General features: G+C 51.3%; 11 protein-coding genes, 1 tRNA gene and 1 pseudogene. All 13 read left to right on the top strand.

The annotated features are described in order from the left end of the window. Positions 1–134: pseudogene (gene tuf / locus Q7T66_RS09095) on the top strand (elongation factor Tu); the annotation flags it as partial. Between the two features lie 73 nt (positions 135–207). Continuing rightward, positions 208–283 (top strand) — tRNA-Trp (locus Q7T66_RS09100). A 35-nt stretch (positions 284–318) separates the two neighbouring features. Beyond that, the gene (secE, locus tag Q7T66_RS09105) at positions 319–702 is read left to right on the top strand and encodes a preprotein translocase subunit SecE (protein WP_304933025.1); all 384 of its coding nucleotides are present in this window, start codon (positions 319–321) and stop codon (positions 700–702) included. Next, on the top strand, positions 702–1,307 hold the full coding sequence (gene nusG, locus Q7T66_RS09110; RefSeq protein ID WP_304933026.1) for a transcription termination/antitermination protein NusG: 606 nt from the start codon (positions 702–704) through the stop codon (positions 1,305–1,307). Before secE ends, nusG begins: the two co-directional genes overlap by 1 nt. A gap of 133 nt (positions 1,308–1,440) precedes the next feature. After that, positions 1,441–1,872: a 50S ribosomal protein L11 gene (gene rplK / locus Q7T66_RS09115; RefSeq protein WP_112990589.1), complete on the top strand. Its 432-nt coding sequence runs from the start codon at positions 1,441–1,443 to the stop codon at positions 1,870–1,872. Continuing rightward, positions 1,872–2,567 carry a 50S ribosomal protein L1 gene (rplA, locus tag Q7T66_RS09120; RefSeq protein WP_304933027.1) on the top strand — a complete coding sequence of 232 codons (696 nt, stop codon included), beginning with the start codon at positions 1,872–1,874 and terminating at the stop codon, positions 2,565–2,567. Before rplK ends, rplA begins: the two co-directional genes overlap by 1 nt. Before the next feature lie 314 nt (positions 2,568–2,881). After that, entirely contained in the window at positions 2,882–3,430 is a 549-nt protein-coding gene (gene rplJ, locus Q7T66_RS09125; RefSeq protein WP_304933028.1) for a 50S ribosomal protein L10, read from the top strand. A 93-nt stretch (positions 3,431–3,523) separates the two neighbouring features. Continuing rightward, the gene (gene rplL, locus Q7T66_RS09130) at positions 3,524–3,898 is read left to right on the top strand and encodes a 50S ribosomal protein L7/L12 (protein ID WP_304933029.1); all 375 of its coding nucleotides are present in this window, start codon (positions 3,524–3,526) and stop codon (positions 3,896–3,898) included. Between the two features lie 286 nt (positions 3,899–4,184). After that, on the top strand, positions 4,185–8,291 hold the full coding sequence (gene rpoB, locus Q7T66_RS09135) for a DNA-directed RNA polymerase subunit beta (RefSeq protein WP_304933030.1): 4,107 nt from the start codon (positions 4,185–4,187) through the stop codon (positions 8,289–8,291). A gap of 253 nt (positions 8,292–8,544) precedes the next feature. Beyond that, on the top strand, positions 8,545–12,792 hold the full coding sequence (gene rpoC / locus Q7T66_RS09140) for a DNA-directed RNA polymerase subunit beta' (protein ID WP_304933031.1): 4,248 nt from the start codon (positions 8,545–8,547) through the stop codon (positions 12,790–12,792). Positions 12,793–13,236: 444 nt separating this feature from the next. Then, on the top strand, positions 13,237–13,620 hold the full coding sequence (gene rpsL / locus Q7T66_RS09145; protein ID WP_011872533.1) for a 30S ribosomal protein S12: 384 nt from the start codon (positions 13,237–13,239) through the stop codon (positions 13,618–13,620). Between the two features lie 134 nt (positions 13,621–13,754). Beyond that, positions 13,755–14,225, top strand: a complete 471-nt coding sequence (gene rpsG, locus Q7T66_RS09150) for a 30S ribosomal protein S7 (protein WP_011872532.1) — start codon at positions 13,755–13,757, stop codon at positions 14,223–14,225. A gap of 124 nt (positions 14,226–14,349) precedes the next feature. Further along, the coding region (gene fusA / locus Q7T66_RS09155; RefSeq protein WP_304933032.1) for an elongation factor G at positions 14,350–15,532 on the top strand (1,183 nt) is incomplete at its 3' end.

Raw genomic sequence — 15,532 nt, forward strand, 5'->3', positions numbered from 1 at the left:
TTATGCCAGGCGACAACGTCTCGATTACCGTGATGTTGATCAACCCGATCGCGATGGAAGAAGGTCTGCGCTTCGCGATTCGCGAAGGCGGTCGTACCGTCGGCGCCGGTGTTGTTGCTAAAATTATTGAGTAATAACTGATCTATTTGCGGCGACCTTTAATCAGGTCGCCGTAAGTACTTCAGGCAGTGGTAGTGTTTAAAGCGTAGGGGCGTAGCTCAATTGGCAGAGTGTCGGTCTCCAAAACCGAAGGTTGGGGGTTCGAGGCCCTCCGCCCCTGCCACCGATTCTGGTGCAGGGCATCGAAAGTAGAAAAGTATGTCTAATCAACCCGTACAAACAGTTGGCGCGTCAGCCGATAAAATCAAGGTCGTTTTAGCGGCACTTGTAGCAATCGCAGGCGTAGTCGGATTTTATGTTTTGTCGGACAAGCCAACAATCGTACGCGCTGCGGCGCTGGTTGGTGGTTTGCTGGTTGCTATTGCAATCGCATGGACGTCAGCATCGGGTCGCGACTTTGTTAATTTTTCCAAAGAAGCGGTTCGTGAAACAAAGAAAGTAGTTTGGCCAACCCGCAAGGAAACATTGCAGATGACTGCAATAGTTTTCGGCTTTGTGTTGGTCATGGCGCTTTTCCTGTTCGGTACGGATAAGTTACTCGAAGTTGTGTTGTACGACCTGATTTTGGGCTGGAAAAGATAATGGGCGACAATATTCAGGATGACGCGCAAGACGGCGCTGTAACTAGCGCTGCCGCTGCGACTGCTGCTACAAGTAAAAAACGTTGGTACGTCGTTCACGCCTATTCCGGTATGGAAAAGAGCGTGATGCGTGCGTTAACCGAGCGCGTAATGCGTGCCGGTATGGAAGATCAGTTTGGGCAGATTCTGGTGCCTACCGAAGAAGTGATCGAAGTTAAAAACGGTCAAAAATCGGTCAGCGAACGCCGTTTCTTCCCTGGTTATGTACTCGTCGAGATGGAAATGACCGACGAAACATGGCATCTGGTAAAGAACACAAGCAAGGTAACTGGCTTCATCGGCGGTAAGTCGAACAAGCCAACACCGATTCCGCCGCACGAAGTCGACAAGATCATGCAGCAAATGCAAGATGGCGTCGAAAAGCCACGTCCAAAAGTGTTGTACGAAGTTGGCGAGCTGGTTCGTATCAAGGATGGTCCGTTCACAGATTTCAACGGCAATGTCGAAGAAGTCAATTACGAGAAATCCAAAGTGCGTGTGTCTGTGACGATTTTCGGTCGCGCTACGCCAGTTGAGCTCGAATTCGGCCAAGTCGAAAAAGTATAAAGAACAAGCGCGGGTCGAAGCGCGGCACATCGAAAGATTGCTAGATTTGACAATGCAGTAAAAAGAGGAGCCCCAGTAATGCGCCGCAAGGCAAGTGAACAGGCGCTACCACTCAATCAATGTAGGAGCCATCATGGCAAAGAAAATCATTGGTTTTATCAAGCTGCAAGTTCCAGCTGGTAAAGCAAACCCATCCCCTCCAATCGGACCTGCTTTAGGTCAACGTGGTTTGAACATCATGGAATTCTGTAAGGCTTTCAACGCGCAGACTCAAGGTGTTGAGCCAGGTATGCCAATTCCGGTTGTTATTACAGCATTCGCGGACAAGTCTTTCACTTTTGTGATGAAGACGCCGCCAGCAACGTACCTGATCAAAAAAGCTGCGAACATCACTAAAGGTTCGCCTAAGCCACATACCGACAAAGTCGGCAAGATCACACGTGCGCAAGCTGAAGAAATCGCAACAACCAAACGGCCGGATTTGACGGCTGCCGACATGGATGCTGCCGTGCGTACAATCGCCGGTTCCGCACGTTCCATGGGCATCACGGTGGAGGGTCTGTAATGGCTAAGTTATCCAAACGCGCTAAGGCATTCGCGGCAAAAGTTGATCGTACCAAAGCGTACCCGTTCGACAATGCAGTTGCCTTGATCAAAGAATGTGCAAATGCAAAATTCGACGAGTCTATCGATATCTCGGTTCAACTCGGCGTTGATGCAAAAAAATCTGACCAAGTAGTTCGTGGTTCTGTTGTTTTGCCAGCTGGTACCGGTAAATCGGTCCGCGTTGCGGTTTTCGCAACTGGCGAAAAAGCAGAGCAAGCGAAAGCTGCTGGTGCTGACATCGTTGGTATGGAAGATTTGGCTGAATCGATTAAGGCTGGCAACATGCCTTTCGACATCGTCATCGCATCGCCAGACACCATGCGTATCGTTGGTACCTTGGGTCAAATCCTCGGACCACGCGGCCTGATGCCTAACCCGAAAGTTGGTACTGTTACTCCTGACGTCGCTACCGCAGTTAAAAATGCAAAAGCTGGTCAAGTTCAATACCGTACTGACAAGGCTGGCATTATTCACGCCACGATCGGTCGTAAATCGTTCTCCGACGAAGCTCTCAAATCCAACTTGTTGGCTTTGATGGATGCGTTGACAAAAGCCAAGCCAGCAACCAGCAAAGGTGTTTACCTGCGCAAAGTTTCGCTGTCGTCGACTATGGGCGCTGGTGTTCGCGTCGATCAATCGAGTTTGGCTGCGTAATAAATTGAATTAAGTCCCGCTGCCAATTTGGCGACGGGCGCATCTTTGGGCTGGACCGGATTCGGCAGGATAGAAGAAGGTTCAGGCAATCAAAGACCGTTGGGCGGCGTGCATGTAAGTAGTGTGCAAAGTTAAATGTAGCATCGGCAACGATGCCATACCCAACGCAGATGGTGACCCCGAACAAGTTTTGCAGTCTCTTCGCTGGCTAGCCAGTACGAACTCCTAACTTCGGACGCCGTGTTCGAACCGATGCAAGGCAAGCAATCAATGATGATTGTGTAATAGCTGAGCATTACTTTTGGAGGTTGATCTTGAGTCTCAATCTGAATGACAAAAAGGCCGTAGTCGCCGAAATCTCTGCAAAGATCGCATCTGCGCAGACTATCGTCGTGGCCGAATATCGTGGCATCCAGGTTGGTCACTTGACACAACTGCGCGCCAAAGCGCGGGACCAAGGCGTCTACTTGCGCGTGTTGAAAAACACACTCGCTCGTCGTGCTGTCGAAGGTACCGCATTTGCCGACCTCGCTTCTGAAATGACCGGCCCGTTGATCTATTCGATCTCGGACGATGCCGTTGCTGCAGCTAAAGTCATCAGTGACTTTGCTAAAACCAACGACAAACTGGTTGTTAAAGCAGGTAACTATGCAGGCAAGACGCTTGATAAAGCGGCTGTTACTGCATTGGCAAATATTCCTAGCCGTGAAGTCCTGCTGGCCCAAGTTTTGGGCATGATGCTGGTTCCGGTTGCGAGCTTTACGCGTGGTCTGGCTGCTCTTGCTGCTAAAAAAGCTGAAGGCGAAACGCCTGCAGCTGCAGCAGAACCAGTCGCCGAAGTTACCGAAGCAGCAGCGGAATAACAGGTCGCCGCATACGCGGCCTGCGCTCTTGTTTCGACGCTTCGCGTCAGTACCAATCAGATGTAATTATTGAAAAAAATTTAGGAGTTTCAAATGGCAATTAGCAAAGACGACATCCTGGAAGCCGTAGGCAACCTGACAGTCCTGGAATTGAATGACTTGGTTAAAGCATTCGAAGAAAAATTCGGCGTATCCGCTGCTGCAATGTCGGCCCCAGCAGCTGGCGGCGGCGCTGGTGCAGCTGCAGCTGAAGAACAAACTGAATTCACCGTTATCTTGGCTGATTTCGGCGCGAACAAAGTTGGCGTGATTAAAGCAGTTCGTGAAATCACCGGTCTGGGCTTGAAAGAAGCTAAAGATCTGGTTGATGCTGCACCGAAACCTTTGAAAGAAGGCGTTTCGAAAGCAGATGCTGAAGCAGCTAAGAAAAAGCTGGAAGAAGCTGGCGCGAAAGCAGAAATCAAGTAATTCAGTTTTGCTTGCGCTCGTTAGTCGTTTCTAGCAGCGCCTGAGTCAAAGCACGAAACCTCCCGAAAGGGCGGTTCGGCTTTGGCTCCTTTGTCGTTTTTGGATTTAAAAAATGTGGTTGTCAGCAAGCTTGATTGACTTGATGTAATCTGGTGAGTTGTTCAGCCGACCGGCCCAAGGGCAGAGACTTGAGGTTTCAATGTTTCGAGTTGTGAATTGTTGCAACTCGGCAATGCAGCCTGAATCCTGAATTCTCTATCCTTTCCCTGTCACTCACGGAGTGTCCATGCACTACTCATTTACTGAGAAAAAGCGCATTCGCAAATCATTCGCGAAACGCGCTAACGTTCACAACGTTCCGTTCCTGCTGGCGACCCAGCTCGAGTCTTATCATGACTTTTTGCAAGAAGACAAAATACCGTCCCAACGCAAAAACGAAGGCTTGCAGTCCGCCTTCACGTCTATTTTCCCTATCGTTTCGCACAATGGTTTTGCGCGTCTCGAATTCTTGTCGTATGTACTCGGCGATCCGCCGTTCAACATCAAAGAATGCCAACAACGTGGATTGACGTACGCGTCACCTCTGCGTGCAAAAGTTCGCCTTGTGATTCTGGATAAAGAATCGCCGACCAAGCCGGTCGTCAAGGAAATGAAAGAACAAGAAGTCTACATGGGCGAATTGCCGCTGATGACTTCTACCGGTTCTTTCGTGATCAACGGTACCGAACGCGTTATCGTGTCGCAGTTGCATCGTTCGCCAGGCGTGTTCTTTGAACATGACCGCGGCAAGACACACTCGTCAGGTAAATTGCTGTTCTCTGCACGTATCATTCCTTACCGCGGTTCATGGCTGGACTACGAATTCGATCCGAAGGACATCTTGTTCTTCCGCGTCGATCGTCGTCGCAAAATGCCTGTCACGATCCTGTTGAAAGCAATCGGCATGTCGCCGGAGCAGATCCTCGAAAACTTCTTTGTATTCGATGATTTCACTCTGCACGCTGATGGCGCTGAAATGAAATTTGTTGCTGAACATCTGCGTGGCGAGGTTGCCCGTTTCGATATCACCGACAAAGCCGGCAAAGTATTGATCGCAAAAGACAAGCGTATCAACAGCAAGCACGTGCGTGACGTTGAAGCTGCTGGCATCAAGAACATTTCGGTTCCTGAAGACTATCTGCTGGGCCGCATTCTGGCGAAAAATATTGTTGATGCGAGCACTGGCGAAGTCATTGCCAACGCCAACGATGAATTGACCGAAGATTTGCTGGCGCGTTTGCGTGAAGGTGGCGTCACTGCAATCCAAACTCTGTACACCAACGATTTGGATCAAGGCGGCTACATCTCGCAAACCTTGCGTATGGATGACACCAACGATCAGATGGCTGCAAAAGTTGCGATCTATCGCATGATGCGCCCAGGCGAACCACCAACTGAAGATTCAGTTGAAGCCTTGTTCAATGGTTTGTTCTACAACGCAGATCGTTACGATTTGTCGGCTGTCGGCCGTATGAAATTCAACCGTCGCATTGGTCGCGATGAATTGACCGGCACCATGACACTGTCGAATGAAGACGTGCTGGCTGTGATCAAGATTCTGGTTGAGTTGCGCAATGGTCGCGGCGAAGTCGATGATATTGATCACTTGGGTAATCGTCGCGTACGTTGCGTCGGCGAACTCGCTGAAAATCAATTCCGTGCTGGACTGGTCCGCGTTGAGCGTGCTGTCAAAGAACGCCTCGGCCAAGCCGAAGCGGATAACTTGATGCCGCATGACTTGATCAACTCCAAGCCTATCTCGGCTGCGATCCGTGAATTCTTCGGTTCGTCGCAGTTGTCGCAGTTTATGGATCAAACCAATCCATTGTCAGAAATCACGCACAAACGTCGTATTTCTGCTCTTGGACCTGGCGGTTTGACACGTGAACGCGCTGGCTTTGAAGTCCGCGACGTACATCCGACTCACTATGGTCGCGTCTGCCCAATCGAAACACCGGAAGGTCCGAACATTGGTTTGATCAACTCGCTGGCTATGTATGCTCGCTTGAACGAATACGGTTTCCTCGAAACCCCATATCGTAAAGTCGAAGGCAGCAAAGTTACCGATCAGATCGATTATTTGTCCGCGATCGAAGAAGGCCGTTACATCATCGCTCAGGCGAATGCAACGATCGACAAAGCAGGTTTGCTGTCCGATGAATTGGTTTCTGCACGTGAAGCGGGCGAAACGATTCTGGTCTCGCCAGAACGCGTTCAATACATGGACGTTGCGCCAGGCCAGGTTGTCTCGGTTGCTGCTTCGCTGATTCCGTTCCTCGAACACGATGATGCGAACCGCGCATTGATGGGTGCTAACATGCAACGTCAAGCAGTTCCTTGCTTGCGTCCAGAAAAAGCATTGGTTGGTACTGGTATCGAACGTACGGTTGCAGTCGATTCAGGCACAACAGTACAAGCATTGCGTGGCGGCGTAGTTGATTACATCGATGCAGGCCGTGTTGTGATTCGCGTCAATGACGATGAAGCACAAGCTGGTGAAGTCGGTGTAGATATCTACAACCTGATCAAGTACACACGTTCTAACCAAAACACGAACATTAACCAACGTCCTATCGTGCAAGTTGGCGATCGCGTTGCTAAACATGACGTCATCGCCGACGGCGCATCGACTGACTTGGGCGAACTCGCTCTGGGTCAAAACATGTTGATCGCGTTTATGCCATGGAACGGCTACAACTTCGAAGATTCGATTCTGATCTCGGAAAAAGTTGTTGCTGATGACCGTTACACCTCGATTCATATCGAAGAGTTGTCGGTTGTTGCGCGTGACACCAAGCTGGGCGCTGAAGAAATCACTCGTGATATCTCGAACCTGGCTGAAAACCAACTGGCGCGTCTGGATGATGCCGGTATCGTCTACATCGGTGCAGAAGTGACCGCTGGCGACACACTGGTCGGTAAAGTAACGCCTAAAGGCGAAACCCAACTGACACCGGAAGAAAAACTGCTGCGCGCGATTTTCGGCGAAAAAGCATCCGACGTAAAAGATACATCGTTGCGCGTACCGTCCGGCATGGTCGGCACCGTAATCGACGTGCAAGTGTTTACTCGCGAAGGTATTCCACGCGACAAACGTGCACAACAGATTATCGACGACGAACTGCAACGCTATCGTTTGGATTTGAACGATCAGTTGCGTATCGTTGAAGGCGATGCATTCCAACGTTTGGAAAAAATGTTGGTCGGTAAAGTTGTCAATGGCGGTCCTAAGAAAATCGCTAAAGGCGCGAAAATCACTACTGAGTATTTGGCCGATCTGGACAAATACCACTGGTTTGATATTCGTCCTTCTGACGACGCATCGGCAAACGCTTTGGAAGCAATCAAAGAATCGATTGCTGAGAAACGTCACCAGTTTGATCTGGCATTTGAAGAAAAACGCAAGAAACTGACGCAAGGCGATGAATTGCCGCCAGGCGTACAGAAGATGGTCAAGGTTTATCTGGCAGTCAAACGTCGTCTGCAACCAGGCGACAAAATGGCGGGTCGTCACGGTAACAAGGGTGTGGTTTCACGCATTCTGCCTATCGAAGACATGCCATACATGGCTGACGGTACACCAGCGGACGTCGCTTTGAATCCACTGGGCGTTCCTTCACGGATGAACGTTGGTCAGGTTCTGGAAGTACATTTGGGCTGGGCAGCAAAAGGCTTGGGCCTGCGTATTGGCGAGATGCTCGCTGCGCAAGTTAAAGTCGCTGAACTGCGCAAGTTCTTGGCTGCGATCTACAACGAGTCCGGCAAAACTGAAGATCTCGATAGTTTCAGCGACGCAGAAGTCCTGGAATTGGCGAGCAATCTGAAGAACGGTGTTCCTTTCGCAACGCCAGTGTTTGACGGCGCTGACGAAGGCGAAACACGTCGCATGCTGGACTTGGCGTATCCGGATCATATCGCCAAGCAATTGGGTATGACTCCTTCCAAGAATCAGGTCACGATGTATGACGGTCGTACCGGTGAAGCGTTTGAGCGCACAGTAACTGTCGGTTACATGCATTACCTCAAACTGCATCACTTGGTTGATGACAAGATGCATGCACGTTCGACTGGTCCTTACTCGCTGGTTACGCAGCAACCACTGGGTGGTAAAGCTCAGTTCGGTGGCCAGCGTTTTGGTGAGATGGAAGTCTGGGCACTGGAAGCATACGGCGCGTCTTACGTCTTGCAAGAGATGTTGACAGTCAAGTCCGATGACGTAAATGGCCGTACCAAAGTGTACGAAAATCTCGTCAAAGGCGACCACGTCATCGACGCCGGCATGCCGGAATCCTTTAACGTTCTCGTTAAAGAAATCCGCTCGCTGGGTATCGACATCGACCTGGAACGCGACTGATGTAAAGCTAGGGAAGAACGGTGAAAGCTGTTCTTCCCTTTGCTGACTGAATTTAGTACTGAAGCAAGCGTAGTAGAAAAATAGCTAGGCAATAGCAGTTTCTGGAAGTGTCGTCTGTCCCGGTATGTGCGGAACTCAGCTCGTGAAGTTTATCTTCAGGCTCAGCTCTCCCGCCCATGCGAACAGGGTTTAAAGCAGGGCCGGCACAACCTTCTCATCATCAAGCGTTTTTTCACGCCAACTGGAGTGATACATGAAAGCACTGCTCGATCTATTCAAGCAAGTTCAGCAAAACGAACAATTCGACGCGATCAAAATTGGTCTGGCGTCACCAGAAAAAATCCGTTCGTGGTCCTACGGCGAAGTAAAAAAGCCGGAAACCATCAACTATCGTACTTTCAAGCCTGAACGCGACGGCTTGTTTTGCGCAAAAATCTTTGGCCCTATCAAAGATTACGAATGCCTTTGCGGTAAATACAAACGTTTGAAACACCGCGGTGTGATCTGCGAAAAATGCGGCGTTGAAGTCACATTGGCAAAAGTGCGTCGTGAACGCATGGGCCACATCGAGTTGGCATCGCCAACCGCGCACATCTGGTTCCTGAAATCATTGCCATCCCGTTTGGGTATGGTTCTCGATATGACTCTGCGGGATATCGAACGCGTTCTGTATTTTGAAGCCTACGTTGTTACCGATCCAGGCATGACGCCGTTGAAGCGTTGCCAGATCATGTCGGAAGATGATTACGCTGCTAAATACGAAGAATTCGGCGACGACTTCACCGCATTCATGGGCGCTGAAGGTATTCGTGAATTGCTGCGCGCCATCGACATCGATCGCGATGCTGAAATGCTGCGTCAGGAATTGAAAGATTCCAAATCAGAAGCCAAGATCAAAAAATACGCCAAGCGTCTGAAAGTGCTTGAGGCGTTCCAACGTTCAGGCATCAAGCCTGACTGGATGATCATGGAAGTGTTGCCAGTATTGCCGCCAGAACTGCGCCCATTGGTGCCGCTGGATGGTGGCCGTTTCGCAACCTCCGATCTGAACGATTTGTATCGTCGCGTGATTAACCGTAACAACCGTTTGAAGCGTTTGATGGAACTCCGCGCGCCGGAAATCATCACCCGTAACGAAAAACGTATGTTGCAAGAAGCGGTCGATTCGTTGCTGGATAACGGCCGTCGCGGTAAAGCGATGACTGGCGCTAACAAGCGTCCGCTGAAATCGCTGGCAGAAATGATCAAAGGCAAGGGCGGTCGTTTCCGTCAAAACTTGCTGGGCAAACGCGTCGATTACTCGGGTCGTTCCGTCATCGTCGTGGGCCCGCAACTGAAATTGCATCAATGCGGCTTGCCAAAATTGATGGCTTTGGAATTGTTCAAACCATTCATTTTCAACAAGCTTGAATTGATGGGTCTGGCAACAACGATCAAGGCTGCGAAAAAACTGGTTGAGATTCAAGAACCAGTCGTGTGGGACATTTTGGAAGACGTGATCCGTGAACATCCGGTCATGTTGAACCGTGCGCCTACCCTGCATCGTCTTGGTATTCAAGCGTTTGAACCTGTCCTGATCGAAGGCAAGGCAATTCAATTGCACCCATTGGTCTGTGCTGCATTTAACGCCGACTTTGACGGCGATCAAATGGCGGTTCACGTTCCATTGTCGATCGAAGCACAGATGGAAGCACGCACCTTGATGCTGTCTTCGAACAACATCTTGTTCCCATCAAATGGCGAACCATCGATCGTTCCTTCGCAAGATATCGTGTTGGGTCTGTACTACGCGACTCGCGAAGCGATCAACGCCAAGGGCGAAGGCATGATGTTCCCGGACGTGTCCGAAGTCATCCGTGCTTACGACAACAAAGAAGTTGAGTTGGCAACACGTATCACTGTGCGTATTACCGAGTATCCGAAGAATGTCGAAAGCGGCGAATTCGAAAAAACGGTAACACGTTACGAAACTACAGTCGGTCGCGCAATCTTGTCGGAAATTCTGCCTAAAGGCTTGCCGTTCTCAGTATTGAACCGCGCGCTGAAAAAGAAAGAAATTTCACGCCTGATCAACTTGTCCTTCCGTAAGTGCGGTCTGCGCGCGACGGTTGTATTTGCTGATCAATTGTTGCAATCGGGCTTCCGTTTGGCGACACGTGCTGGTATCTCGATTTGCGTCGATGACATGCTTGTGCCGAAAGAAAAAGTCTCCCTCATTGCGGCGGCCGAAGGCGAAGTTAAACAGATCGAACAGCAATATTCGTCCGGTCTGGTTACCGCTGGCGAACGTTACAACAAAGTGGTTGATATCTGGGGCAAAGCAGGTGACGACGTCGGCAAGGCTATGATGGATCAACTCAAAGTTGAAGACGTCACCAAACGTGATGGCACCAAGACCACACAAGAATCGTTCAATGCGATTTACATGATGGCCGACTCCGGTGCGCGCGGTTCCGCAGCACAGATTCGTCAGCTGGCCGGTATGCGTGGTCTGATGGCGAAACCGGATGGTTCGATTATCGAAACGCCGATCACCGCGAACTTCCGCGAAGGTCTGAACGTTTTGCAGTACTTCATCTCGACTCACGGTGCACGTAAAGGCTTGGCCGATACCGCTCTGAAAACAGCGAACTCAGGTTACCTGACACGTCGTCTGGTTGACGTGACCCAAGATTTGGTCGTGATTGAAGATGATTGCGGTACCTCGAACGGCGCCTCGATGAAGGCAATGGTCGAAGGTGGTGAAGTTATCGAAGCGTTGCGTGACCGTATCCTTGGTCGCGTTGCAGCGAATGACATCGTCAATCCTGAAACACAAGCAACTCTGTATGCAGCTGGCACATTGCTGGATGAAGACATGGTTGAAGAAATCGAAAGCCTCGGCATCGATGAAGTAAAAGTACGTACACCACTGACTTGCGACACACGCTTCGGCCTGTGCGCAATGTGCTATGGCCGTGACTTGGGTCGCGGTTCGATGGTCAACGCCGGTGAAGCAGTTGGTGTTATCGCTGCGCAATCGATTGGTGAGCCAGGTACACAGTTGACGATGCGTACCTTCCACATTGGTGGTGCGGCATCGCGTGCAGCAGTTGCTTCGTCGGTGGAAGCCAAGTCAAACGGTACAGTTCGCTTCACAGCGACAATGCGTTACGTCACCAACGGTAAGGGCGGCCAGATCGTCATTTCCCGTTCAGGTGAAGTACTGATTACCGATGACCATGGTCGTGAACGTGAACGTCATAAAGTGCCGTACGGCGCGACCCTGATCGTCAAAGACGGCCTGCAAATCAAAGCTGGTACAGCATTGGCAACATGGGATCCATTGACCCGTCCGATCATTACCGAATACACCGGCGTGGTGAAATTCGAGAACGTCGAAGAAGGTTCGACTGTTGCGCGTCAAATCGATGAAGTGACCGGTCTGTCGACTCTGGTTGTTATCGATGCGAAACGTCGTGGCTCGGTTACCAAAACTGTTCGTCCACAGGTCAAACTGTTGAACGAACAAGGCGAAGAAGTTAAAATCGCTGGTACCGAGCACGCAGTGACGATCGGCTTCCAGGTTGGTGCGCTGATTACTGTTAAAGACGGTCAGCAAGTTACCGTCGGCGAAGTATTGGCACGTATCCCGACCGAATCGCAAAAAACACGTGACATCACCGGTGGTCTGCCGCGTGTTGCCGAGTTGTTCGAAGCGCGTTCGCCGAAAGATGCCGGCATGCTGGCAGAAGTCACTGGTACGGTTGCGTTCGGTAAAGAAACCAAAGGCAAGCAACGTCTGGAAATCACAGACATGGACGGCGAGAAGCACGAGTTCCTGATCACCAAAGACAAACAAGTCTTGGTACATGACGGCCAAGTCGTGAACAAAGGCGAGATGATTGTTGACGGCCCAGCCGATCCACAAGACATTCTGCGTTTGTTGGGTATCGAAGCGCTGGCACGTTACATCGTCGACGAAGTTCAAGACGTGTATCGCTTGCAAGGCGTGAAGATCAATGACAAGCACATCGAAGTTATTGTGCGTCAAATGTTGCGTCGTGTTGCCGTGGTTAATCCAGGCGATGCCAACTACATCGTTGGCGAACAAGTCGAACGTTCGGAACTGCTGGACGAAAACGACCGCGTCGTTGCTCTCGGCAAGATCCCTGCAACATACGAAAACGTATTGCTCGGTATTACCAAAGCATCGTTGTCGACGGACTCCTTCATCTCGGCTGCATCGTTCCAAGAGACCACACGTGTCTTGACCGAAGCCGCAATCATGGGCAAACGCGATGGCTTGCGTGGCCTGAAAGAGAACGTCATCGTTGGTCGTTTGATTCCAGCCGGTACCGGCCTCGCGTTCCATCGTGCACGCAAAGAAAAAGAATCATGGGAAGCGGAAGAGCGTACAGCGTTGTTGCAATCCGAAAAAGCTGCCCGCGCAGCCGAAGCGGAAGCGCAGTTTGCTGATATCGGTAGCAGCGTGCCAGACAGCGATACCGACGCTTCGTAATTCAAGCTGTAGTTCAAGCATGCAACGGCATCAGGAGAAATCCTGGTGCCGTTTTTATTTATGCAAAGCCGGTTTGATTGCTTAAAAGATATCTTTTTGGGATAAGTCGTGTCAGATAGTAAAGTTTTCTTTTGCAATGCCGGACGTAGGTGGGGTTCATTCCATCGAATTGCCGTCTTTTCGCAACGAAATCGCAGTGCAGCCTCCAATACACTTGTTGACTGTCAAAGTATAGAGGGCTATACTCGCGAGTTCTCGATTTTAAGCTCTGCTGGGCTTAAACGCTCTTTGGTCTTGCTTCTTCGCAATCCTCCTGCGCGTTTTTCCATCTCTGCTGTAACCGAGGCGCGCGTCGAATTAATTTCTTCCGCAATGATTCTTTAGTCCCCGAACAACCGTTTTCGGGTTCGTATTATTAATGTTGTATTAGCTGGATATAGAGCGATGCCAACCATCAATCAACTGATTCGCCAGCCGCGTGTTTCTGCACGCGTCAAGAGCAAATCGCCGGCGCTGGAAAACAGCCCGCAAAAACGTGGCGTATGTACCCGCGTTTACACCACAACTCCAAAGAAGCCTAACTCGGCTCTGCGTAAAGTTGCCAAAGTGCGTTTGACCAACGGTTTCGAAGTAATTTCGTACATCGGCGGTGAAGGCCATAACCTGCAAGAACATAGTGTCGTGCTGTTGCGCGGCGGTCGTGTAAAAGATTTGCCGGGTGTGCGTTATCACATGGTTCGCGGTGCTTTGGATACTCAAGGCGTTAAAGACCGTAAGCAAGCGCGTTCGAAGTACGGTACCAAGCGTGCAAAAGCTGGCAAGAAGTAATTAAGTATTTTCGCGGTCTCCGCGAAATTGTGTCGGTCCCTAATGGGCCGAGTAAGTGGATAGTTATGATGACTATCCGCGAGTGTGCGACAAACCTGTTGTTGCGCCTCAACTGAAGATTGAAAGGAATCGAAATGCCACGTCGTCGTGAAGTTCCCAAGCGGGACATACTGCCAGATCCAAAGTTCGGTAATGTTGATGTTGCCAAATTCGTTAACGTGTTGATGTTGTCCGGTAAAAAATCGGTCGCAGAAAACATCATCTACGGTGCGTTTGAGCATATCCAAACCAAATCCGGTAAAGATCCACTGGAAGTGTTTACAGCTGCAATCCTGAACTGCAAACCACTGGTTGAAGTAAAGTCCCGTCGCGTTGGTGGTGCAAACTACCAGGTGCCTGTTGAAGTTCGTCCTGTCCGTCGTATGGCTTTGTCCATGCGTTGGTTGCGCGAAGCAGCAAACAAGCGCAGCGAAAAATCGATGCCACAACGTCTCGCGGGTGAATTGCTCGAAGCTGCGGAAAGCCGCGGCGGTGCAATGAAAAAACGCGATGAAGTTCACCGCATGGCAGAAGCGAACAAGGCGTTCTCGCACTTCCGCTTCTAATAGATTGGTGTTCTCGCCTGCCTGTGCAGGCGTTGTGCGCTACATGTGTAATTTGTTCGAGGCCGGGCACATTTTGGAAAAAATGGCGCTCGGTTTTGTTCATTAAAAAGAATTAGGACTAATTATGGCCCGCAAGACCCCCATTGAGCGCTACCGCAATATCGGTATCTCCGCTCACATCGATGCTGGCAAGACCACCACGACCGAGCGCGTCCTGTTCTACACGGGCGTGAACCACAAGATTGGCGAAGTGCATGATGGCGCGGCCACCATGGACTGGATGGAGCAGGAACAAGAGCGTGGCATCACGATCACGTCCGCTGCGACCACCTGCTTCTGGAAGGGCATGGCCGGCACGTTCCCGGAACACCGCATCAACATCATCGACACCCCGGGCCACGTGGACTTCACCATTGAAGTCGAGCGTTCGATGCGCGTGCTCGACGGTGCCGTGATGGTGTACGACGCCGTCGGTGGCGTCCAGCCTCAGTCGGAAACCGTCTGGCGCCAGGCCAACAAGTACAAGGTGCCGCGCCTTGCGTTCGTCAACAAGATGGACCGCACCGGCGCCGACTTCCTGCGCGTGCGACAGATGATGGTGGACCGCCTGAAGGCCAACCCGGTCGTGATCCAGATCCCGATCGGTGCCGAAGACCGTTTCCAGGGCATCGTCGACCTCGTGAAGATGAAGTCGATCATCTGGGACGAAGACAAGGGCGTGACCTTCAAGTACGGTGAAATTCCGGCCGACCTGGCCGACGTGTGCGCCGAGTACCGCGAAAAGCTGGTCGAGGCCGCCGCTGAATCCAGCGAAGAACTGATGAACAAGTACCTCGAAGGCGAAGCGCTGACCGAGACCGAAATCAAGGCCGCGATCCGCCAGCGCACGATCGCCGGCGAGATCCAGCCGATGCTGTGCGGCTCCGCGTTCAAGAACAAGGGCGTGCAGGCCATGCTCGACGCGGTCATCGAATACATGCCTGCGCCGACGGACATCCCGCCGGTCGGCGGCACCGACGAAGACGAAGCGCCTGTCACCCGCAAGGCCGACGACAGCGAGAAGTTCTCGGCGCTGGCGTTCAAGCTGATGACCGACCCGTTCGTGGGCCAGCTGACCTTCGTGCGCGTCTATTCGGGCGTGCTGAGCAAGGGAGACAGCGTCTACAACCCGATTCGCGGCAAGAAGGAGCGGATTGGCCGGATCGTGCAGATGCACGCGAACAACCGCGAAGAAGTCAACGAAATCCGCGCCGGCGACATCGCCGCCTGCGTGGGCCTGAAGGAAGTGACCACGGGCGAAACCCTGT

The organism is Herminiimonas sp., assembly GCF_030655415.1.